The sequence below is a fragment of the Herbaspirillum sp. meg3 genome, assembly GCF_002257565.1.
Taxonomy (GTDB): domain Bacteria; phylum Pseudomonadota; class Gammaproteobacteria; order Burkholderiales; family Burkholderiaceae_D; genus Herbaspirillum.
Map to the genome: position 1 here is coordinate 5,392,708 of NZ_CP022736.1, position 19,773 is coordinate 5,412,480.

Consider the following 19,773-nt stretch of genomic DNA (forward strand, 5'->3'; position numbering starts at 1 on the left):
GTGTGATCAGCGCCAGCCGCATCAAGGGAAATCAAGATATCGTCAGCGCTTCATATTGATACGACCGAATTCGTCATGCGTTGTTGCACTTAAATGTGCGCGCAACCATTTATGCGACGGGCTGCGGGCATCACGTTCGTGCCACAGCATGTCCACATGTTCTTCCGGTGTTTTGAATGGAAGTTCTTTTACCACAAGGACTTCCGTCATGCCGGTCGCCGCGATCAGATGGCGCGGCAGTACGGTGATGAGTTCCGAACTGGCGACAATGCGGCCAGCCGTAAAGAACTGGTTCACTGTCAGCAAAATCTTGCGTTCACGTCCCATGCCGGCGAGGACATCGTCGATCACTGCGTGAGGCTTGCCTGACAGACTGACCAGCAAATGATCCGCCGAACAATAGTTGTCCAGCGTCAATTCCTTGTCGGCCAGCGGATGGTTCTTGTGCATCACGCAAACATATTGACCGGTGTACAGGCGCTCGTGACTGATCTGAGTTTTCAGGCCATCGGCCAATTGTGCCGTTACCCCCGGGAAAAATCCCACCGCCAGATCGACATCTCCGCGCAATAGCATCGCCCGCGGGTCGCGGGTCGTCAGCGGCATCATGCGGATCTTGATGCGCGGCGCGTCGCGCATGATGGTACGCACCAGCGACGGCAGCCATAACGCGGCAGTCGCATCCACCATCGCCATGCGGAAAGTATTCTGCGCACGCGATACGTCAAAGGTTTCCGGCGTGATCACCGCTTCCAGTTCCGACAAGGCCCGGCGCACGGTCGGCCACAGCTCTTCGGCGCGTGGTGTCGGTTTGACGCCGTGGGCGGTGCGGATCACCAGTTCGTCATTCAGGGTGTCGCGCAGGCGGCGCAAAGCGTTGGATACCGCCGGCTGCGTCATCGCCAGCAAATTGGCGGCGCGCGTGAGGTTTTGTTCTGTCATTACCGCGTCAAAAACGCGCAACAGATTCAGGTCGAGAGTCAGAAAGCTCATATCAGCCGCACCTTAATGTGGACGTAAATAAGGACGTAAAGGGCATGGACGAAATAAACGATGGAAAAAAGAAAGACTGGCGCATCAAAATAACAATATTCACAAAACCGATAACTGATATCCAAAAACGAAATTGGTAAAGCGAGTCATGGATCATTACACTGCAATGCAACATAACACATTTCGCAAGGAGTCCATCATGACTACATTGACCGCAAATTACTCTGCAAAGAACACTGGCACTGCTGCCGGCAAGATCGGTACTGCACTGCGTAACATCTTCGTTCGTTTCGTCCAGGCGCACGAATCGCAAGCTGCTCTGCTGACTGCTGACCAACACATCGTTGACGGCGCAGCGCAAATGAATCGTCTGGCCAACAAGTTTGAGTCGACTCAGCCTAACCTGGCTGCTGAACTGCGTTTCATCGCTTCCCGCGGTTAATTCCAGTCAGTCGCTGTTAAGTTTTTGCAATACTACAAGTGCGGTGATGTAGTTCGGAACGCGCCGGCAATCTGGCTATAACGACGCTTTCCACCGCTTCTGTAGCGCAACACCCCATTCAGTCTTGTGTTTTGATGCCTGTACCGACGTCTTGAGGCGGTATGGATTGCGCGACACAAGAAACTGTACGGCGTCTCCTCCTCCCTCTTTAGGAAGGATTTCCCCGCAAGCTTCGGCTTTGCGGGGATTTTTTTGTCCGCGTTTTTTTCACATTCTTTCGAGAAGAATGACTACATGTCTTGAGAATAATGCAGGACGGCGCTATTCACAATCTCTATATCTGATATGGAAACATGAAATTGGCAATGTGAGCCGGGGATGCATATACTGCAATGCAACAAGAGAAGAAATTCATTCGATATCAGGGAAATCAATATCATGTCCGTTTTAGCCATCGCCTTTCCAGTTGAAGCCGCCATTCCGGTTGCGCAATCGCTGATCGGTACAACCGTCGCATTCATGCGTCCGTTGCTCGGCCTAGGCGTGCTGGTTACCCTGCTGATGGTCTTCAAGCCGCTGGTCATGGGCATCGTCCGCGCCGCCATCGTATTGGTCGTGCCGCGCAAGTCGCTGGAACAACGTGTGCGTCAGCACCGTTTCAATGGCGTCAAGATGCTCAACCGCATGGCCAACGATTACAGCCGCTCCCAGCCGAGTTTTGCCGCAGAACTGCGCAACCTGGCCGCCAGCGACAGATAAGAAAACTCAAGAAGCTGCGAGAAGCACAAAAATACGCTGAGCAGCAGAGTAAAGATCAAGTAACACGTACCGCGTCTCCTCCTCCCTCTTTAGGAAGGATTAAGCCCCACGAGCCCTAATTCGTGGGGCTTTTTTTTTATTTGCCGACGATTTTTACCGTAATTGAAGGAAATTGCCTTCATTGCAGCGTTCTCCACTTTCTCCCCGTGAGCCTGCGTGATAACGTAAGGGCTTGCCTGTATTTCATTGATCGTTTCACGGATCGCCGCAGGCAGGCTTTGTCCGCTTTTATCTGTATTCCATCAACACTCACTCCAGCCTCACCGCTTCGCCGACATCATGTGCCAGTTACTCGGGATGAATTGCAACACCCCCACCGACATCGTTTTCAGTTTTACCGGTTTTGCAAATCGCGGCGGATTGACGGATCACCACAGCGACGGCTGGGGTATCGCCTTCTTTGAAGGCTCCGGCGTGCGCCACTTCGTCGACTACCAATCCGCCATTACCTCGCCGGTCGCCGAGTTGATCAAGAGCTGCCCGATCAAATCCCAGCACGTCATCGCCCACATCCGCAAAGCCACGCAAGGCCGTGTTTCGCTGGCCAATTGCCATCCTTTTGTGCGTGAACTGTGGGGGCGCTACTGGGTGTTCGCCCACAACGGCGATCTCAAAAATTTCACCCCGACCTTACATGGCCCTTATCGTCCCGTCGGCACCACCGACAGCGAACTGGCGTTTTGCTACCTGTTGCAGCAGTTGCGCAACCGTTTCGGCGAAAACCTGCCGCCCCTGGCTGATCTGACGCAGGAGTTGCGCGAACTTACGCACTATATCGCCGGACATGGTCCGTTTAACATGCTGTTGTCGGATGGGTCCGCCCTGTTTTCGCACTGCTCCACCAATCTGTACTACATCATCCGCCAGCACCCGTTTGCGTCGGCGCATTTGTCGGATCAGGACATTTCTGTGGATTTCTCCGAAGTCACGACCTCCAAAGACCGCGTCGCCGTCATCGTCACGCAACCTTTGACCACCAACGAAACCTGGACCCAGTTCCAGCAAGGCGAGCTCAAAGTCTTTGTCGACGGCGCCGTTGTGGAATAAACAGGATCAAGCCTGAATAAATGTGAATAAGTCCTTGGTAACCGCCGTTATCAGGAGTTGTGCACATTCGCTTGATTGATTAATAACTAAGCAGCACAGCGCCGCGACAACCCCGTATTGACGGCTCTGGCCGCGGGTTTACACCCTCTCTATCGCCCTCTGCAGCCCGTTTTTGCCCCGCAATCACCGGTTTTCGATATTTCCGTCAATGCTTTGGCTGACGATCGATATACATTTTTACTCTGTCAAAAGCAGTCGCTGCCTGTGGATAACTTTTCCTCATCGGAGTAAAATAGCCCGATGCGCAGTGTTGACGTCAGGCTTTCCCCAAGTCAGCTCGGCACGCTATTTTTGCGCAATTGCATATCGTATTTGCAACGCCTATTTGCCCCTCATATTTAGATAAGAAGATTCATGGAAAATTTTTGGCAGGCTTGCTCCGCAAAGCTGGAGCAGGAACTGACGCCGCAGCAATATAGCGCCTGGATCAAGCCGTTGGCTCCGCTTGATTACGAAGATGGCCGCCTGCGTATTGCCGCGCCCAACCGTTTCAAGCTCGACTGGGTCAAGACCCAGTTCGCCAGCCGCATCACGACTATTGCCTCCGAGTACTGGGAAATGCAGATCGACGTCGAGTTCGTCCTCGATCCGCGTATCGGTGCCGCCCGTCGTGCTGCAGCTGCCGCACCGATGCCTGCGGGCGCCGCCGGCATGCACAGCAATGGCGGCAACAGCCACGGCACGATGCTTGACGGCTATCCGACCGGTATCCAGCAATCCCTCGTTGAGCCGGTGCCCCCGCCGGTGACTCCGCGTCAGGAGTTGTCGCGCATCAACTCGGTGCTGACCTTCGACAACCTCGTCACCGGTAAAGCCAACCAGCTCGCGCGCGCCGCCGCGACGCAGGTCGCCAACAACCCGGGCGTGTCCTACAACCCGCTGTTCCTGTATGGCGGCGTCGGCCTGGGCAAGACCCACGTCATCCACGCCATCGGCAACCAGGTGCTGGCCGACAACCCCAACGCCAAGATTCGCTACATCCACGCCGAGCAATACGTGCGTGACGTGGTGACTGCTTATCAGCGCAAGGGTTTCGACGACTTCAAACGCTATTACCACTCGCTCGACCTGCTGCTGATCGACGATATTCAATTCTTCGGTGGCAAGAGCCGCACCCAGGAAGAGTTCTTCTACGCCTTTGAAGCCCTGATCGCCGCCAAAAAGCAGATCATCATCACCAGCGACACCTATCCCAAGGAAATCAGCGGCATGGATGACCGCCTGATTTCGCGCTTCGATTCCGGCCTCACCGTTGCCATCGAGCCGCCCGAACTTGAAATGCGCGTCGCCATTCTGATGAAAAAGGCCACCCTGGAAGGCGTCCAGTTGTCCGACGATGTCGCTTTCTTCGTCGCCAAGCACCTGCGCTCCAACGTCCGCGAGCTGGAAGGCGCCTTGCGCAAGATCCTGGCGTACTCCCGATTCCACGGCAAGGACATCACCATCGACGTCGTCAAAGATGCGCTAAAAGATCTCTTGTCCGTTCAAAATCGTCAGATCTCCGTCGAAAACATCCAAAAAACCGTCGCCGACTTCTTCAACATCAAAGTCGCCGACATGTATTCCAAGAAGCGCCCGGCCAATATCGCCCGTCCGCGCCAGATCGCCATGTACCTGGCCAAGGAACTGACGCAAAAAAGCCTGCCGGAAATCGGCGACCTCTTCGGCGGCCGCGACCACACCACCGTGCTGCACGCGGTACGCAAGATCGCCGCCGACCGCACCAAAAACCCGGAATGCAACCACGAACTCCACGTCCTGGAACAGACCCTGAAAGGTTAGGAATCGGCTTCCAAAAGAGCCTAATTTGCCCCTTCAACAAGGGTTGATTTGATACAATGAGGGAGTTGGTCCGGTTTGTCCCGGCGACTCATTTGTTGCCAAAAAAGCATGGCGCGGTCAGTGGGCGGTTAGCCAGTCGTCATCGCCATGTCATGGGGTGGGCATACCGTAAGCGAGGATGGATTCGTCGCGCAGCACGATGTAGCGCAGCAGCACAGAGGCAGCAGCAAGCCCGCGCTACCGCAACGAAGCCCTTTTCAAATTGCAGTAACTTTGCGGAAACGACGGCAAAACTGAGCGCAGGCGGAGGACCAGACCGGATTGCAGACAGAATTTGAAAGCGGCTTTCAGCATCCTTTAAACCACTAATTACCAAGGATATAGAGACTATGCAATTGGTCAAAACCCAACGAGATACGCTTCTCCGGCCACTGCAAATAGTGAGTGGTATTGTCGAGCGTCGGCACACATTGCCGATTCTGGCCAATATCCTCATTCGCAAGGACGGCGAAAAAGTGTCTTTCCTGTCGACCGACATCGAAGTGCAGATCACCACGCACGCCGAAGTCGGCTCCGGTAGCGAAGCCACCGCCACCACCGTCGCCGCGCGCAAACTGCTCGACATTCTGCGCGCCCTGCCCGATTCGGGCGAAGTGACGGTCACTCTGTCCAACAAGCGCCTGACGGTGCAATCCGGCAAGTCGCGTTTTGCTCTGCAAACGCTGGCCGCCGAAGAATTCCCGACCGTCGCCCAGGCCGAGCACTACAACGCGCAAGTCACGCTGCCGCAAAAGACCCTGAAGCACCTGTTCAACATGGTCCACTTCTCGATGGCGCAGCAAGACATCCGTTACTACCTCAACGGCCTGCTGCTGGTCGTCGAAGGCAAGAACGTCATCGCCGTTGCCACCGACGGTCACCGTCTGGCTTTCTGCCAGGTCGCGACCGAGCAAGAATTCCCGCGCCAGGAAGTCATCATCCCGCGCAAGACCATCATCGAACTGCAGCGTCTGCTGGACGAAAGCGACGAGCCAGTCCAACTGGAAATCGCCAACAACCAAGTCAAGCTGACTTTCGCCGATATCGAACTGATCTCCAAGCTGGTCGAAGGCAAGTTCCCCGACTACACCCGCGTGGTGCCGAAGGGCTACAAGAACAACTTCACCATCGGCCGCGAACAACTGCTGCGCTCGCTGCAACGTGCAGCGATCATGACCAGCGACAAGTTCAAGGGCGTGCGTTGGGTGATTGCACCAGGCAGCCTCAAGATCAGTTCCACCAATGCCGACCAGGAAGAAGCGGTTGAAGAACTCGAAATCGACTACGGCGGCGACAGCGTCGACATCGGTTTCAACGTCACCTACCTGCTCGACGTGTTGAACAACCTCAAGGGCGACTACGTCAACATCGCCCTGGGCGACGCCAACTCCTCCGCATTGATCACCATTCCCGACAATGCCGATTTCAAATACGTCGTCATGCCGATGCGCATTTGATTTCAGTGAGTAGAAAGTAGACGAGGGGCCGTGCGTAAGACGGCCCTTCGCTACTTTTAAGAATTCGGTTTCATCGCCGATTTCAGCAGTTCCTTAGTAGTTCGCTTGCAGTTTCCTTGTAGTTTCTTAGTATTTAGTCAGGCAGTTCCGTTAGTTTTTTCAGAAGGTAGCCATGTCCCAAGTCCCAGCAGACAACACCGATCAACCGCAACAAAATCAATATGGAGCCTCCTCCATCCAGATTCTGGAAGGTCTGGAAGCGGTCCGCAAACGTCCCGGCATGTACATCGGCGACACCTCTGACGGCACCGGCCTGCACCACCTCGTCTTCGAAGTCCTGGACAACTCCATCGACGAAGCCCTGGCAGGTCACTGCACCGAAATCCACGTCACCATCCACTCCGACAACTCGATCTCCGTCACCGACAACGGCCGCGGCATTCCGACCGGACTCAAGATGGACGACAAGCACGAGCCAAAACGCTCCGCAGCCGAAATCGTCATGACCGAGCTCCACGCCGGCGGCAAGTTCGACCAGAACTCGTACAAGGTCTCCGGCGGTCTGCACGGCGTCGGCGTCTCCTGCGTCAACGGCCTGTCCAAACTGCTGCGCCTGACCATCCGTCGCGACGGCAAAATGTACGGCATGGAATTCGTGCGCGGCATCCCGCAAGACCGCCAGATCGAAATCGTCGACGGCGTGCAGGTCTCCCCGATCAAAGTCCTCGGCGACACCGACAAGCGCGGCACCGAAGTCCACTTCTGGGCCGACGAACAAATCTTCACTCATGTCGAATTCCACTACGAAATCCTGGCCAAGCGCATTCGCGAACTGTCCTTCCTCAACAACGGCGTACACATCAAGCTGACCGACCAGCGCACCGGCAAAGAAGAAGACTTCGCCTTCGAAGGCGGCACCCGCGGTTTCGTTGAATACATCAACAAGAACAAGAGCGTTCTCAACCCGACCATCTTCCAGGCCACCGGCGAACGCATGTCGGACCAGAACACCAACATCAGCGTCGACGTCTCCATGCAATGGAACGACGCCTACAACGAACAAGTGCTCTGCTTCACCAACAACATTCCGCAACGTGACGGCGGCACTCACCTCACCGGCCTGCGCGCCGCGATGACCCGCGTCATCAACAAGTACATCGAAGAAAACGACTTCGCCAAAAAAGCCAAGGTCGAAGTCTCCGGCGACGACATGCGCGAAGGCCTCACCTGCGTTCTGTCCGTCAAAGTCCCCGAGCCAAAGTTCAGCTCGCAGACCAAAGACAAGCTGGTATCGAGCGAAGTCCGCGGCCCGGTTGAAGAAATCGTCGCCAAAACCCTCACCGACTTCCTGCAAGAAAAACCGAACGACGCCAAGATCATCTGCGGCAAGATCGTCGAAGCCGCGCGCGCCCGCGAAGCCGCACGCAAGGCACGCGAACTCACCCGCCGCAAAGGCGTCATGGACGGCCTCGGCCTCTCCGCCAAACTGGCCGACTGCCAGGAGAAAGATCCAGCGCTCTGCGAACTCTACATCGTCGAGGGTGACTCCGCGGGCGGCTCGGCCAAACAAGGCCGCGACCGTAAATTCCAGGCCATCCTGCCACTGCGCGGTAAGGTCCTCAACGTCGAAAAAGCGCGCTTCGAAAAGATGCTCTCCTCCGAGCAGATCACCACCCTGATCGCCACCCTCGGTACCAGCATCGGCCCTGACGAATTCAACGCCGACAAACTGCGCTACCACCGCATCATCATCATGACCGATGCGGACGTCGACGGCGCCCACATCCGCACTCTGCTGCTCACCCTGTTCTATCGCCAGATGCCGCAACTGGTCGAGCGCGGCCACATCTACATCGCCCAACCGCCGCTCTACAAGGTCAAGGCCGGCAAGGACGAGCGCTATCTGAAAGACGACGTCGAAGAAGCGCACTACATGATGCAGATCGCCTTGAACGATGCAGAGCTCGTCCCAAGCGAAGGCGCAGCCCCGATCAGCGGCGCACCGCTGACCGAACTGGTTCGTCAGTACAACACCGCCAACGCTATCATCATGCGCTTGACGCGCATGATCGACGCCACCGCGCTGTCCGCCATCATGACCGGCGTCACCCTGCAGCTGAACACCGCAGCTGAAGCAGAGCAATCGGCCATCGCCCTGAAGACCGCGATCAACGACCCGGGCATCGACGTCATCGTCCGCTCCGACGAGCTGACCGACAAGCACATCCTGCGCATCCAGCGCATGTACCACGGCAACATCAAAGTCACCGCCATCGACACCGACTTCGTCAACGGCCCCGACTATCAAGTGTTGGCCAATGCAGCCGCAACCTTCCGCGGTCTCATCGGACGCGGCGCACTGATCCGTCGCGGCACCGGCGACAAGATCAAGGAAAGCGCCATCAACGACTTCCACCAGGCCATGGCATGGCTACGCGAAGAAGCCGAACGCGGCGTCAGCAAGCAGCGCTATAAAGGTCTGGGTGAAATGAATCCGGAACAGCTGTGGGAAACAACCATGGACCCAACCGTCCGCCGTCTGTTGAAAGTGCAAATCGAAGACGCGATCGCCGCGGATCAGATTTTCATGACGCTGATGGGGGATGACGTGGAACCGCGCAGGGCGTTTATTGAGTTGAATGCGCTGCAGGCTGGGAATATTGATGTTTGATTATTTGTGACTATATTGATTGAAGCCAAGTAGAGTCTACATTTGGCCTCATGATTGTGTAATGTAAGTTGATATGTATGTTTTTCATATTGCAGAGTCCAGTGAGTGCTCGAAAGTCATTTGGCACTTAGCTTTTTGGAATGCGTATTTGAAATGCAAACTCGTTACAGCAGGCAAGCTTCTTACGTTTAGGCTCTCGGCGAGATTTTGGAAAAACTACCCCTGAAAATTGCTATTGGGAAGAATTGAGGAAGTGCATGAAACTATTTGAGGATCCCATGTCGATGGGACATTGTGCCGAAAAAATTAGCACTCGGAGTCTGGGGGAATTAAAAACAAAAAAAAATAGGACACTGACTGCAATTGGTTTGTTTTCTGGCGGTGGAGGTCTTGATTTAGGGTTCTCCGCAGCTGGTTACAAGATCGCGTGTTCTAGTGATATAGATTCATATTCCTGTAAGACGTTGGAATTAAATTCTGGGAAAAAATCATACTACAAACATGCTAAGGCACTGGTAGCGGACATTCGAACAACTGATGCAACGCATCTAAATGTAGATGTCGAAAAAGGGATTGATATTCTTTTGGGCGGACCTCCTTGCCAAGCATTCTCTATTTTTGGCCAGCGAAAAGGGCTTGGCGATCCTAGAGGAAACTTAGTGTGGGAATATCTCAGAATTATTCGAGAGATTCAGCCTAGAGCATTTGTATTTGAGAATGTAGCGGGATTGACTTCTATACATGGTGGGACTTTATATAAGCAAATCTTAGAGGAGCTTAGTCTCGGGGGGCAGTACAAGGTGTCCGCACATCGTTATCAAGTGGCAGATTTTGGTATCCCACAATTCAGAGATAGGATATTTTTTATCGGATCGAAAGAAGGGTTCGAGGTTCCTCCTATGCAACCTACGCACGGCGGTACCGAGGATTTAGTTGGCTTGAAACGTTATAGAACCGCTTCTGAAGCTTTGCGTTTTTTGGATGAGCCGGGAAGTGAGTCTAAATTCTCAAATCATATTGGAAGAACTCATAGTGACCGAATTATTCAACGCTATGAAGATCTTGCATTTGGAGAGCGCGATCCAAAGACACGTATCAACAAATTGAATCCTGATCGCCCAAGTTTCACAATTATTGTTGGTTCAGACAATGGTGGGGGTAAGGGACATGTACATCCATTTTCTCCGCGAGAGGTCTCTCCTCGAGAGTCTGCCAGAATGCAAACTTTCCCTGATTGGTGGAAGTTTCATGGAACAGGCCGTCACGTCATTCGGCAAGTTGGGAATGCCGTTCCTCCTCTATTTGCGGCTCTTTTAGCAGAGCATATCAAGAAACACATCTTTGGTTTCAAGACAATTAGAAACTATGAGCAATTAATAGAAAGACTCGATCTTGAGTATTTGAAATAGAGTCTATGATTACCGATCTCTTCAGCCATAAAATTCATTCAAGCAGTCCTGATTGGCCAGACAAACTTGTCGAACTTGCCGGTATTTTTGGCGAATTTGATGGTCTGCCCTATGACAGAGATGCGATTGAACAGCGCTTATCCGAAATTAGTCCAAGAGCTGCATATGTAGCTCAGTCAGTCGTCAGAAACGGGGATCGCGCTGATGTTTCAAAATTTAGAGATGAAATTAGCGCTTATCCGGCATACCTGGGGATATATCACCATCAGCGATCACCGCAAGGATGGCTAATAAAAGTTAGCGAAACTACCAAAAGATTTTTGTTGTGCGAAGAACCAGATGTGGGTTCGTTCCTGCGTCTTCAAATGCCATTGTTTCAGTATCCTAATGCAATGGGCGTAGCTTATTACAAAGGAACAAACAATATCCGTCTACAAGCAAATTCGGCGGATCGGCTGTTAGGTTTTATCAATGCAGGAGTACATTTTTCCCCAGTGCGGCTTATCGCACAGGCACTTTTAGTCGACTCTGAAATTAGCCAGGTTCCTCAAGAGAACGCTTCGGTTTCCTTCGACGAAATATTCATTTTGGCGAACACTTCTGATATCAATCGCCACGCACAACCTCCATACAATATTGTGAAGAAAAAGCTCTTGGAGACGCGGAGAAAAAAAATTAGCCTACCAATTAAGTATGAAAGCCGGTTTCACACGCTTACACATACTGAGCTCTTTCAATCGGAAAAAGGGCGAATAACACTGCGTGCCGCTGTAAATGAGGCCGACAAACGTCTCATAGTGAGACAGCTCAATGCTATTGCTGCAATTTCAATGGAGTTTCGGGAGTTTGACAATTGCAAGACTAGGGAACAGCTTAAAGACGCTATAGAGACTGGTGCTTGGTATAAATATTTTGATGGAGTCAGCGTCCTACCAGCTGCAATCGTCAAAGATCTGACATCAGATGGTGTATTGCAGTTAGCCGGCGGAACACACATGTCCGAGCAAAAATTGAGAAGAGAAGGAAATGCGATATCCGTACCTAACCGAGAATCCGCTATTGCAACTCCTGTGGCTACAAACTCCAAACCTAAGCCCATGGAAACATATCCATTCAGAGAAAGAACCGGCTCCCTTCCAGAAGCATTGCCTTATAACCGCAATCGAGAACTTGCAGATCCTGAGCTGACGCGAATTAAACGACAAAAGAGAAATCTCGCTCACAAAGAGTTGGTTAGTAAAATGGATGACTACTTGCGGAATCAAGTGAGAGCAACTACACGGGAAAACGACCATATCGATTTGTTCGCCAGTATACCTACAGATGGCTCATTTATATTTGAAATGAAAAGTGGCGGTGAAAGTCTTTTGGATCAGATTCGTAAAGGATTGAGTCAGCTGTACGAATACCGATATCGATACAAACAGATAATAGACACTAATATCTCGTTATGCTTGGTTTTGCCCTCTGAGCCCAAAGAGATTCCTTGGATCACCGACTATCTCTGTATTGATCGAGAGATTGCTGTTTGTTGGTTCAATAATGACGAGTTGTCGTGGCCTTCTTCATGTGAAGAAACAATGCAGGTTTTGAGAGCGCCAAAGAGTGTCGGGTCACTTGCATCGAGTTTTCTCGGATAGAAACATTGTCATCAGATGTTTCGACCAACGACTCGACGACGCAACGTGCAATCTTGTACTGCAAGTTGACAACAAACCTTCATGAAACAGCCTCACAGATGCTAAGTGAGAGAATGTGGTCGGCAGATTAGCTGCGGGGATTGTGCTAACAACCTTATGTCTTTCGACTTCCTGGCTAGCGGACAAATGCTCTCTTGCGGCTGGCATACTTTGCTCGCGAAAGCAGAGTGACATCTCTCATTACCTCGCTCGGACTTCACTTCTAGTTACGGTTTCGTCAGCGCGTCTACTCTGCAGATTCTTCTTCGTAGAGCCTTGTTCAAGCTGGCAGTCTGTTTGTAGACCTAAGAAAATATCCAGTTCTACTCCGGAATGAGACGTGAGATTTTTGAATACAATCGATTTAAAAGTACGTCACTATTCGCCCCGAAATGTAGCTCACGATGACAATTAGGACAGACAGCGATGGCGTTTGAAATTCTGTCAGATCCTTGGTCGGCCAATCGCTTTAAGTGATGAACCTCTAAAAACGGCGAGCCTTCTGCAGTTACAAACGGCGCCGCGTTAGAGCAGCACTCACAAGTATCTCCTGCGTTTTGTAGAATCCAGACTTTCACTTGTGGATCACGTTCGATTCTAGTGATCGTGATATCCGATTTCACAGGGCGGCTTACTCCCGCAGGGGGAGATATGTCTCCTGAGTCTAAGCTCTTTCGTACCTGAGTTTCGAAAGCGGCAACTGGCAGAAATCGTTGATCTTCTAGCTCGAAGATAATCTCTTCTATCTCCGCAGCTACACCTGCGCCAACATTCTTCGCTGGCTTCAAGCCGTTGAGCCACTGGCGGCCGGCAAGGGACAACACATACGAAATGTTCTGCATTCGATATTCAAATGCTTTTGGGGTTCGTCCGAACTGCTGGCTTAGCTCGAGATAGTATTGAGTTTTCGAAAACGCCTCCCCGCGTTGTGATTTCCCAAGCATATCTAAATAAACTCGAACTGCAGCCCTCAGTTCTTCGTTACTCCAGAATGAAGTAGCGTTATTACTATTCGAGGAAAGCTTGGAGCGATTTGCCATAGTTTTTGTAATGGGCAATGGAGTCGCTGAATTGTAGTAGATTAGATTGATACGTTAAATAAATTTGGTTTTTTAAGCGAATATTATTGATGTTTAGATATCAGGAATAGATATCTTAGGACGTTGACTAGATGTCCTTCTCAAAGGAGACCCACCATGCCCGCAGGAACCGTAGAACTCCACCGCATCCTCCGCACCACCCCCGACAAAATCTACCGCGCCTTCACCGACGCGGCGGCCCTTGCCAAATGGCTTCCGCCCTACGGCTTCACCTGCACGGTGGAGCATCTGGAAGCCAAGGTCGGCGGCACCTTCCGCATGTCGTTCTCAAACTTCACCAGCGGCAACGGCCACTCTTTCGGCGGCGAATATAAAGAACTGGTGCCGGGTGAACTGATCCGTTACACCGACAAGTTTGATGATCCGAATCTGCCTGGCGAATTGCTGGTGACGGTGAAGTTGAAGCCGGTCTTGACCGGCACGGAAGTGCGCATTACGCAGTCGGGGATTCCGGAGCTCATTCCGGTGGAGATGTGTTATCTCGGCTGGCAGGAGTCGCTGGCGCAGCTGGCCAATCTGGTGGAGCCGAATATTCCCGGCTAACGCGACTGTATTTCCTAAGTCGGCGCGTAATCAATAATAAAAAAGGGAGGAGGCGGGATGAAGACCGTTGGGCTTTTGCTCGCGCTGGCTTTTGTCGCGGTTCATCAATCCGCTGTCGCGGCCAACACGCCTTGTTCGGGGAAAAAGGGTGGCATCTCTCACTGCGCCGGTGCTGACTTTATTTGCAATGACGGTTCTGTCAGCGGGTCGAAGAAGGTCTGTTCCATGTCCAACCAGCAGCGGCTGATGCCGCTTGCGAAGGATGATGACGATGGCTGCAGTTGTCGTAGCCATCGCTATTGCACTGGCCCGCGCGGGGGGCAGTTTTGTTATACGGACAGCGGTAGTAAAAGTTATCGGCGCCGATGAACAGGATTACTTCGATCCGGATTGCAACTGAGTCGGTTTGTTTGCGAAACACCGATATTTTCGCGCCCATTGAAACCGGACGCCTATTCTCGTCAATGCGGGTTGCAGCGCCATAGCCTCACTCGTCGCTTCGCGCAGTAGCTCAACCGCATGCAAATAGGCTTCACTGGACGCCGTCGCAGACGCCGATAGCAAGCTCAGGTTGAGCATTGCGCAGGTGCACTCAGTCTGTTCAATGGTGACGACAGACTCCTTGCGCATAATTACTTCAAGACGAAAATCGTTTTGTGCCGCAGGAGTCGCACATTGCTCTCGCTTCCACGCAAATCTCTCGGTGATGCGTCGCGCTGCTTCAGCAGCCTGTTCGGCAAGAAAGTCATCAAGCTCTGCCATTTGTTTCCAGGCAGTGGTGAAAAAGTCTGTATGTTCGGTCACGGCGAACTAACTCCTGTCTTCAGGCGTGGTCTTGTTTGTGCAAGGGAATTGGAGAGGGGCCATCAAATACAAGCGAGAGGATATTGCCTTCTCTCCTGAGTCTTAAACATAAATACTAAGTAACTCTTAGTACATGGTCAAGCCATTATTAAGAAACTCTTAGTATGAAAGCGCAAACCAAACAGTCGTCGATCTTCTGCATCCGTCTCAAGGAAGCCAGGAAGCGCGCCGAACTATCACAGTTCCAACTCGGTGTTCTTGCGGGTATTGATGAGTTCACCGCCAGCGCCAGGATGAATCAGTACGAGCGTGGTGTGCATGAGCCTCATTTTGGTACCGTCATCCGTATGGCGCATGCGCTTAAGGTCCCGGTCAGCTTTTTGTTTGAGCCGAATAATCGTCTGGCAGAGTTGATTCTATTGGCGGGGCAGCTGGAATCGAAAGAGCTTACACAACTGATTGCCGAACTCAGGCGCGCTCAGGACTAGACTCAATCACCCAGATCGATGATGCTGGTTGTCGCAATCTCCGGCGGTGTCTCATAAAAGCTTGCGATCCAGGCTTGCTCGCCACCCTCTGCAAACTGTGCCAGCACTTCACACACAAAATTAATCGATCCCTTGTCCAGGCTGGCAAACGGATCATCCAGCAAATTCACCACCGCCCCCGCAGCAAACGCTCCCGCCAGATACACCTTGCGCTTGCTGCCGGTCGACAGCATGAACAGCTTCTTCTCCACATGCGGCGTCAGCGACAAGCCTTCCAATAATTTCGGCAGCGCCGCATCGTCAAAGCCGGGAAACCGCGCTCGCACCGATGCAAAATATTCCGGCACCGTCATTTGGTCGAATGCTTCCGTGCGCGGGTCGACGTAGTAGACCTGTTGCTTGTATTGCCCGGCTTGTTCGTCCAGGCGGATGCCGTTGATGGTCAGTTGGCCGCTGTGCGGTTTCTGTTCGCCGGCCAGCAGGCGGATCAGGCTGGTTTTGCCGCGGCCGTCGCCGCCGCGGATGATGGTGACGCCGGCGGGGATGGCGAGCGTGAGCTTGTTGAACAGTTCGCGCTCGGGGTAGTTGAAGGTCAGGTCGGTCGCTTGCAGGATGGTCGGGCTGGTCATCGAGGTGGTGTCTTTGTGTTGGTTGTCGGCGATGCGGTCATATGACGCAAGGGCCGTTCGTCGTTTGCGAGATTGTAAATCAGCGTGTAAATCAGCTGGGGCGTGAGCTTGCTTGCCTGGCTATCCGCTTTCAAGTCGCTTTGTGCGGATCGGCACGGTGATCAGCATCAGAGGTCGGGTTGCGATCCGTATGCAACGTAATGGTGATCTCCCCATTCCTCTCCAGCACCGCGCGTGCCACGTGCTCCAACGTGGCGCCGTCTTCCTTCTTGCGCAGGGCGACGTCGATGTCGCGGTCGCTGATCAGGCCGGCGCGCATCTGGTGGTGGTCTTTGCGGCCGTCTTTGACGAGCAGGCGTTCGGTGCCGCTGATGAGGTCGTCGAGCCATGCCCAGCGCGTGACCAGTACCCCGATCAGGCGGTGCAGCAGAACCAGCACGGCGCCGGCGGCAAGTGTCGGCAGCATCGGTGAGGCGCCGACGATGGCGCGGCTGAGGATGGCGCCGAGCAGCACCGTGATGCACAAGTCAAACGCGCTGCGCTGGCCGAACGAGCGGCGGCCGGCGATGCGCAGGAAGATCAGCGTGAAGCAGAACACGATCAGCGCACGGATGGCCATGGCGGCCGCGCCGATCTGGTCGGTGGCGTCGATGAGCTGGTTGAGGTCGGGCATGGAGTCCTCGGTTGCGGTGGTCGGGATGGCGGTTGGGCCGAGAGGCGATTGTAATTCACGGCGGAGAAGGTCATCAGAAACCGCCTGCACAACTACGTAAAAGACCGGGGTCACTTCTCGGTTTCGTAGCCTGCGATGCTGAAGTGGTTCGCTTAGTGGTGGTGCTGATCACGCTCTGTCTAGGTCGCGCTCGCGATGTCACTGTCATCCAATGCAAAGATGAAAGCAGCCAATTGCGCCCTCGACAACGGCAACTGAAAAGCTGCTGACGAGAGAGTGACCATTCACGGTCGCCGCACCTGATCCCAGGTCATTTCTCCCAACGTATGCCTACTCGTCGTCTTCGTCCTTTCTACCCATCACCGCGATACGTTGCGCACACATGGAGCCGTTCCCTGGAAAGGTAGTCCGGGCGGTGTTAGCTTGAGATACAAGGCGCTCTGGTAGATCAGATGGTGGTTGCGACGATATGCTGTGAAACCCGTTTAGAAAAAAATTCTGTGCCGTTTGACCGGCTCACTTCGCAGTAACCTCTAGCGCGCATGCCCGTATTCTGAAGGCAATAGCTCAAGCGTTTTCATTCGTGGCTATGCCCCCGCTTGCACTGCCATTCCTTTTTCTGGAGCAAGACATGCCTCTGAAGGACTTTAAGGTACTCACGTTTGACGTCGTCGGCACCCTCATTGATTTCGAAGCCGGCATGCTCGCCTACCTGCGCAAGGCCATCCCCGACAGCAGGGTCGCGGACGAGGATTTCCTCGCCGCCTACCGCGCCGCGCGTAGTGACGGCAACACCGGCTGGTACCCGGATGACCTGGAACGCTGCTGGCACGTCATCGCTCCTGAGCTGGGTCTGCCTGACACCCCGGAGCTGGCTCGTGGCCTGCGCGATTCAGTGGCCGACTGGCCGGCCTTCCCCGATTCGGTCGAGGCCCTTCAGCGCCTGCGCAAGCACTTCAAGCTGGTTACCATGACCAACGCCCAGACCTGGGCCCTGCAGTACTTCGCGCGTACGCTGGGTGAGCCTTTCGACTTGCTGCTGAGTTGCGAAGATGCCCTCTGCGAGAAGCCGGATCCGCAATACTTTGCCTACGCGCGCGGCCGCTTCGAAGGTCAGTGGGGTTACCGGCAGGCCGACAACCTGCATGTCGCGCAGAGCCAGTATCACGACATCGGCGTCTCCAGGCGCCTGGGCATAACGACCTGCTGGATCGAACGCCGCCATGGCAAGCCTGGCTCGGGCGGCACCATCGCCTCCGCACTTACCGTACCGGACTATCACTTCCACACGCTGGCCCAACTAGCCGATGCGGTAGAAGCAGGCCAATAAGCCAACCCCTCAGCCAGTCGCAGAACACGTATCCCCTGGTGCCCCGTTGCGGCGCCAGCTTGCACCAGTTTGTTCGAGTCCAGGCAGGCCATCCCCGGCCCGCCTGTTTTCTCACACTGCAACCAACCACGGAGCTGCAACATGGACCACAACAGCAAGAGCAAACACGACCTCCTCCTCAGCGCCAGCGACACCGCCGGGTTGATGGATTGCTTGAAACGCGGCGCCAGCCGGCGCGACCTCCTCAAGATCCTGCTGGCCGGCGGGATGCAAGCCACGTTGGCCGGTGGCCTGGCCGGTAGCGCGGCCAGCGCCTACGCGCAGACCCCGCGCCGTGGGGGCAAGCTGCGCGTGGGCGGTGATACGGCCTCCGTCAGCGATACGCTGGATCCGGCCAAGCAATCCAACAAGACCGATTACTCGCGCGGCACCATGCTCTACAACGGCCTGACCTCGCTGGACGCCAGCCTTACGCCGCAGCCGGCGCTGGCCGAATCCTTCAGCAGCAAGGATGCCAAGATCTGGGTATTCAAGCTGCGTCGTGGCGTCACCTTCCATGATGGCAAAGCGCTCACGCCGGCTGACGTGGTGTTCTCGTTGATGCGCCACAAAGACCCGGCCACCGCCTCCAAGGCTAAAACCCTGGCCGACCAGATTGAGAGCGTCAAGGAAACCGGCCCCTATGAAGTCACCGTCACCTTGACTGCCCCCAATGCCGACCTGCCGGTCATTGTCGGTACCTTCCACTTCCACATCGTAAAGGCCGGAACCGCTGACTTCAGCACCGGTATCGGCACCGGTCCGTATAAGCTCAAGGAATTCAGCCCCGGCATCCGCTCGGTGGTGGTGCGCAACGACAATTACTGGAAGCCCGGCAAGCCTTATCTGGACGAGATCGAATTCGTCGGCATCGGTGACGAGAATTCGCGCGTCAATGCCTTGCTCTCGGGCGAGCTGGATCTGGTGGCGAACCTCAATCCGCGCTCCATCGAGCGGGTCAAGGGCAGCCCGGGCTTCGCGGTGCTGGAAACCCAGTCCGGCGCCTATACCGACCTGATCCTGCGCAAGGATGTCGGCCCCGGCAGCAATCCCGATTTCGTGCTGGCCATGAAATACCTGATGGATCGTGAGGTCATGCGCAAGAACATCGCCCGCGGCCACGCCGTGCTTGGCAATGACCAACCGATCGACCCGACCAATCGTTTCTATCTCGCTGGCCTGCCGCAGCGCCAGATGGACCTGGACAAGGCCAAGTACCACCTGCTGAAATCCGGGGTGACTGGCAAGGTGCCGATGGTCTGCTCGGTGGCGGCCATGTATTCTGTCGATATCGCCACGGTGATGCAGCAGACCGCACAGCGCATCGGCCTGGAACTGGAACTTAAGCGCATGCCCCCGGAAGGCTACTGGTCCAACCAATGGCTCAACAACCCGGTCGGTTTTGGCAACGTCAATCCACGCCCCAGCGCCGATGTGCTGCTCATGCAGTTTTTCCAGTCGCAGGCCGCGTGGAACGAGTCCCGCTTCAAGAGCGAGAAGTTCAACCAGCTGCTCACTGCCGCGCGCGCTGAAATCGATGTCGGCAAACGCAAGCAGATGTATGGAGACATGCAGACCATCATCCATGAAGAAGCCGGGATCGGCATTCCTATGTTCTTGGCCAGTCTGGACGGCTATCGCAGCAAGCTCAAGGGGCTATCTCCAATTCCGCTGGGCGGCATGATGGGGTACTCCTTTGCTGAACACGTTTGGCTGGAGACATGACGTAGCACGTGCTCGTTGTGACCTGCACCGCAATAAGGCGCACG

General features: G+C 54.3%; 18 protein-coding genes. 12 read left to right on the forward strand and 6 right to left on the reverse strand.

The features are described from left to right. Positions 1-42: 42 nt before the first annotated feature. Positions 43-993, reverse strand: coding sequence for a LysR family transcriptional regulator (locus hmeg3_RS24245; protein ID WP_094565996.1), 951 nt, complete (start codon positions 991-993; stop codon positions 43-45). A gap of 199 nt (positions 994-1,192) precedes the next feature. Between hmeg3_RS24245 and hmeg3_RS24250 the strand changes: the two genes are divergently transcribed. The 8 genes from hmeg3_RS24250 to hmeg3_RS24285 all read left to right on the forward strand — a co-directional run bounded on the left by hmeg3_RS24250 (position 1,193) and on the right by hmeg3_RS24285 (position 12,359). Further along, on the forward strand, positions 1,193-1,435 hold the full coding sequence (locus hmeg3_RS24250) for a hypothetical protein (protein WP_198361751.1): 243 nt from the start codon (positions 1,193-1,195) through the stop codon (positions 1,433-1,435). A gap of 438 nt (positions 1,436-1,873) precedes the next feature. Next, positions 1,874-2,194 (forward strand): hypothetical protein, encoded by a 321-nt coding sequence (locus hmeg3_RS24255; protein WP_094566542.1) that lies wholly within the window; start codon positions 1,874-1,876, stop codon positions 2,192-2,194. 339 nt (positions 2,195-2,533) lie between these two features. Next, a complete protein-coding gene (locus hmeg3_RS24260; protein WP_094565997.1) occupies positions 2,534-3,301 on the forward strand; it encodes a class II glutamine amidotransferase in 768 nt (255 codons plus the stop codon). A gap of 414 nt (positions 3,302-3,715) precedes the next feature. Beyond that, a complete protein-coding gene (gene dnaA, locus hmeg3_RS24265) occupies positions 3,716-5,143 on the forward strand; it encodes a chromosomal replication initiator protein DnaA (RefSeq protein WP_094565998.1) in 1,428 nt (475 codons plus the stop codon). Between the two features lie 389 nt (positions 5,144-5,532). Beyond that, positions 5,533-6,639 carry a DNA polymerase III subunit beta gene (gene dnaN / locus hmeg3_RS24270; protein ID WP_050479131.1) on the forward strand — a complete coding sequence of 369 codons (1,107 nt, stop codon included), beginning with the start codon at positions 5,533-5,535 and terminating at the stop codon, positions 6,637-6,639. A 172-nt stretch (positions 6,640-6,811) separates the two neighbouring features. After that, positions 6,812-9,310, forward strand: a complete 2,499-nt coding sequence (gene gyrB, locus hmeg3_RS24275; RefSeq protein WP_094565999.1) for a DNA topoisomerase (ATP-hydrolyzing) subunit B — start codon at positions 6,812-6,814, stop codon at positions 9,308-9,310. A 257-nt stretch (positions 9,311-9,567) separates the two neighbouring features. Then, positions 9,568-10,719, forward strand: a complete 1,152-nt coding sequence (locus hmeg3_RS24280) for a DNA cytosine methyltransferase (protein ID WP_094566000.1) — start codon at positions 9,568-9,570, stop codon at positions 10,717-10,719. Positions 10,720-10,724: 5 nt separating this feature from the next. After that, positions 10,725-12,359: a hypothetical protein gene (locus hmeg3_RS24285; protein ID WP_094566001.1), complete on the forward strand. Its 1,635-nt coding sequence runs from the start codon at positions 10,725-10,727 to the stop codon at positions 12,357-12,359. A 362-nt stretch (positions 12,360-12,721) separates the two neighbouring features. On the opposite strand, the gene hmeg3_RS24290 is transcribed toward hmeg3_RS24285, so the two are convergent. Then, the gene (locus hmeg3_RS24290; RefSeq protein ID WP_094566002.1) at positions 12,722-13,438 is read right to left on the reverse strand and encodes an HNH endonuclease signature motif containing protein; all 717 of its coding nucleotides are present in this window, start codon (positions 13,436-13,438) and stop codon (positions 12,722-12,724) included. A gap of 156 nt (positions 13,439-13,594) precedes the next feature. Between hmeg3_RS24290 and hmeg3_RS24295 the strand changes: the two genes are divergently transcribed. Next, positions 13,595-14,041, forward strand: coding sequence for an SRPBCC family protein (locus hmeg3_RS24295; RefSeq protein WP_094566003.1), 447 nt, complete (start codon positions 13,595-13,597; stop codon positions 14,039-14,041). A 30-nt stretch (positions 14,042-14,071) separates the two neighbouring features. On the opposite strand, the gene hmeg3_RS24860 is transcribed toward hmeg3_RS24295, so the two are convergent. Then, positions 14,072-14,335, reverse strand: coding sequence for a hypothetical protein (locus tag hmeg3_RS24860; protein WP_157739351.1), 264 nt, complete (start codon positions 14,333-14,335; stop codon positions 14,072-14,074). 81 nt (positions 14,336-14,416) lie between these two features. Continuing rightward, on the reverse strand, positions 14,417-14,845 hold the full coding sequence (locus hmeg3_RS24305; protein WP_157739354.1) for a hypothetical protein: 429 nt from the start codon (positions 14,843-14,845) through the stop codon (positions 14,417-14,419). A 164-nt stretch (positions 14,846-15,009) separates the two neighbouring features. On the opposite strand from hmeg3_RS24305, the gene hmeg3_RS24310 reads away from it, so the two are divergent. Further along, a complete protein-coding gene (locus tag hmeg3_RS24310; protein ID WP_094566006.1) occupies positions 15,010-15,333 on the forward strand; it encodes a helix-turn-helix transcriptional regulator in 324 nt (107 codons plus the stop codon). Between the two features lie 2 nt (positions 15,334-15,335). Here hmeg3_RS24310 and hmeg3_RS24315 read toward each other — a convergent pair whose 3' ends face one another. Further along, positions 15,336-15,962 (reverse strand): ATP-binding cassette domain-containing protein, encoded by a 627-nt coding sequence (locus tag hmeg3_RS24315; protein WP_094566007.1) that lies wholly within the window; start codon positions 15,960-15,962, stop codon positions 15,336-15,338. A gap of 130 nt (positions 15,963-16,092) precedes the next feature. Then, positions 16,093-16,635 (reverse strand): DUF421 domain-containing protein, encoded by a 543-nt coding sequence (locus hmeg3_RS24320; RefSeq protein ID WP_232511798.1) that lies wholly within the window; start codon positions 16,633-16,635, stop codon positions 16,093-16,095. 631 nt (positions 16,636-17,266) lie between these two features. Here hmeg3_RS24320 and hmeg3_RS24325 point away from each other — a divergent pair. Then, complete coding sequence (locus hmeg3_RS24325) at positions 17,267-17,965, forward strand: HAD-IA family hydrolase (RefSeq protein WP_094566543.1); 699 nt, start codon at positions 17,267-17,269, stop codon at positions 17,963-17,965. Between the two features lie 204 nt (positions 17,966-18,169). Continuing rightward, a complete protein-coding gene (locus hmeg3_RS24330) occupies positions 18,170-19,729 on the forward strand; it encodes an ABC transporter substrate-binding protein (protein ID WP_369828900.1) in 1,560 nt (519 codons plus the stop codon). The last annotated feature ends 44 nt before the right edge of the window (positions 19,730-19,773 follow it).

Coding starts and splice junctions, on each gene's coding strand:
- hmeg3_RS24245 (WP_094565996.1), bottom strand. CDS start 993: ATGAGCTTTCTGACTCTCGACCTGAATCTGTTGCGCGTTTTTGACGCG.
- hmeg3_RS24250 (WP_198361751.1), top strand. CDS start 1,193: ATGACTACATTGACCGCAAATTACTCTGCAAAGAACACTGGCACTGCT.
- hmeg3_RS24255 (WP_094566542.1), top strand. CDS start 1,874: ATGTCCGTTTTAGCCATCGCCTTTCCAGTTGAAGCCGCCATTCCGGTT.
- hmeg3_RS24260 (WP_094565997.1), top strand. CDS start 2,534: ATGTGCCAGTTACTCGGGATGAATTGCAACACCCCCACCGACATCGTT.
- dnaA (WP_094565998.1), top strand. CDS start 3,716: ATGGAAAATTTTTGGCAGGCTTGCTCCGCAAAGCTGGAGCAGGAACTG.
- dnaN (WP_050479131.1), top strand. CDS start 5,533: ATGCAATTGGTCAAAACCCAACGAGATACGCTTCTCCGGCCACTGCAA.
- gyrB (WP_094565999.1), top strand. CDS start 6,812: ATGTCCCAAGTCCCAGCAGACAACACCGATCAACCGCAACAAAATCAA.
- hmeg3_RS24280 (WP_094566000.1), top strand. CDS start 9,568: ATGAAACTATTTGAGGATCCCATGTCGATGGGACATTGTGCCGAAAAA.
- hmeg3_RS24285 (WP_094566001.1), top strand. CDS start 10,725: ATGATTACCGATCTCTTCAGCCATAAAATTCATTCAAGCAGTCCTGAT.
- hmeg3_RS24290 (WP_094566002.1), bottom strand. CDS start 13,438: ATGGCAAATCGCTCCAAGCTTTCCTCGAATAGTAATAACGCTACTTCA.
- hmeg3_RS24295 (WP_094566003.1), top strand. CDS start 13,595: ATGCCCGCAGGAACCGTAGAACTCCACCGCATCCTCCGCACCACCCCC.
- hmeg3_RS24860 (WP_157739351.1), bottom strand. CDS start 14,335: ATGGCTACGACAACTGCAGCCATCGTCATCATCCTTCGCAAGCGGCAT.
- hmeg3_RS24310 (WP_094566006.1), top strand. CDS start 15,010: ATGAAAGCGCAAACCAAACAGTCGTCGATCTTCTGCATCCGTCTCAAG.
- hmeg3_RS24315 (WP_094566007.1), bottom strand. CDS start 15,962: ATGACCAGCCCGACCATCCTGCAAGCGACCGACCTGACCTTCAACTAC.
- hmeg3_RS24320 (WP_232511798.1), bottom strand. CDS start 16,635: ATGCCCGACCTCAACCAGCTCATCGACGCCACCGACCAGATCGGCGCG.
- hmeg3_RS24325 (WP_094566543.1), top strand. CDS start 17,267: ATGCCTCTGAAGGACTTTAAGGTACTCACGTTTGACGTCGTCGGCACC.
- hmeg3_RS24330 (WP_369828900.1), top strand. CDS start 18,170: ATGGATTGCTTGAAACGCGGCGCCAGCCGGCGCGACCTCCTCAAGATC.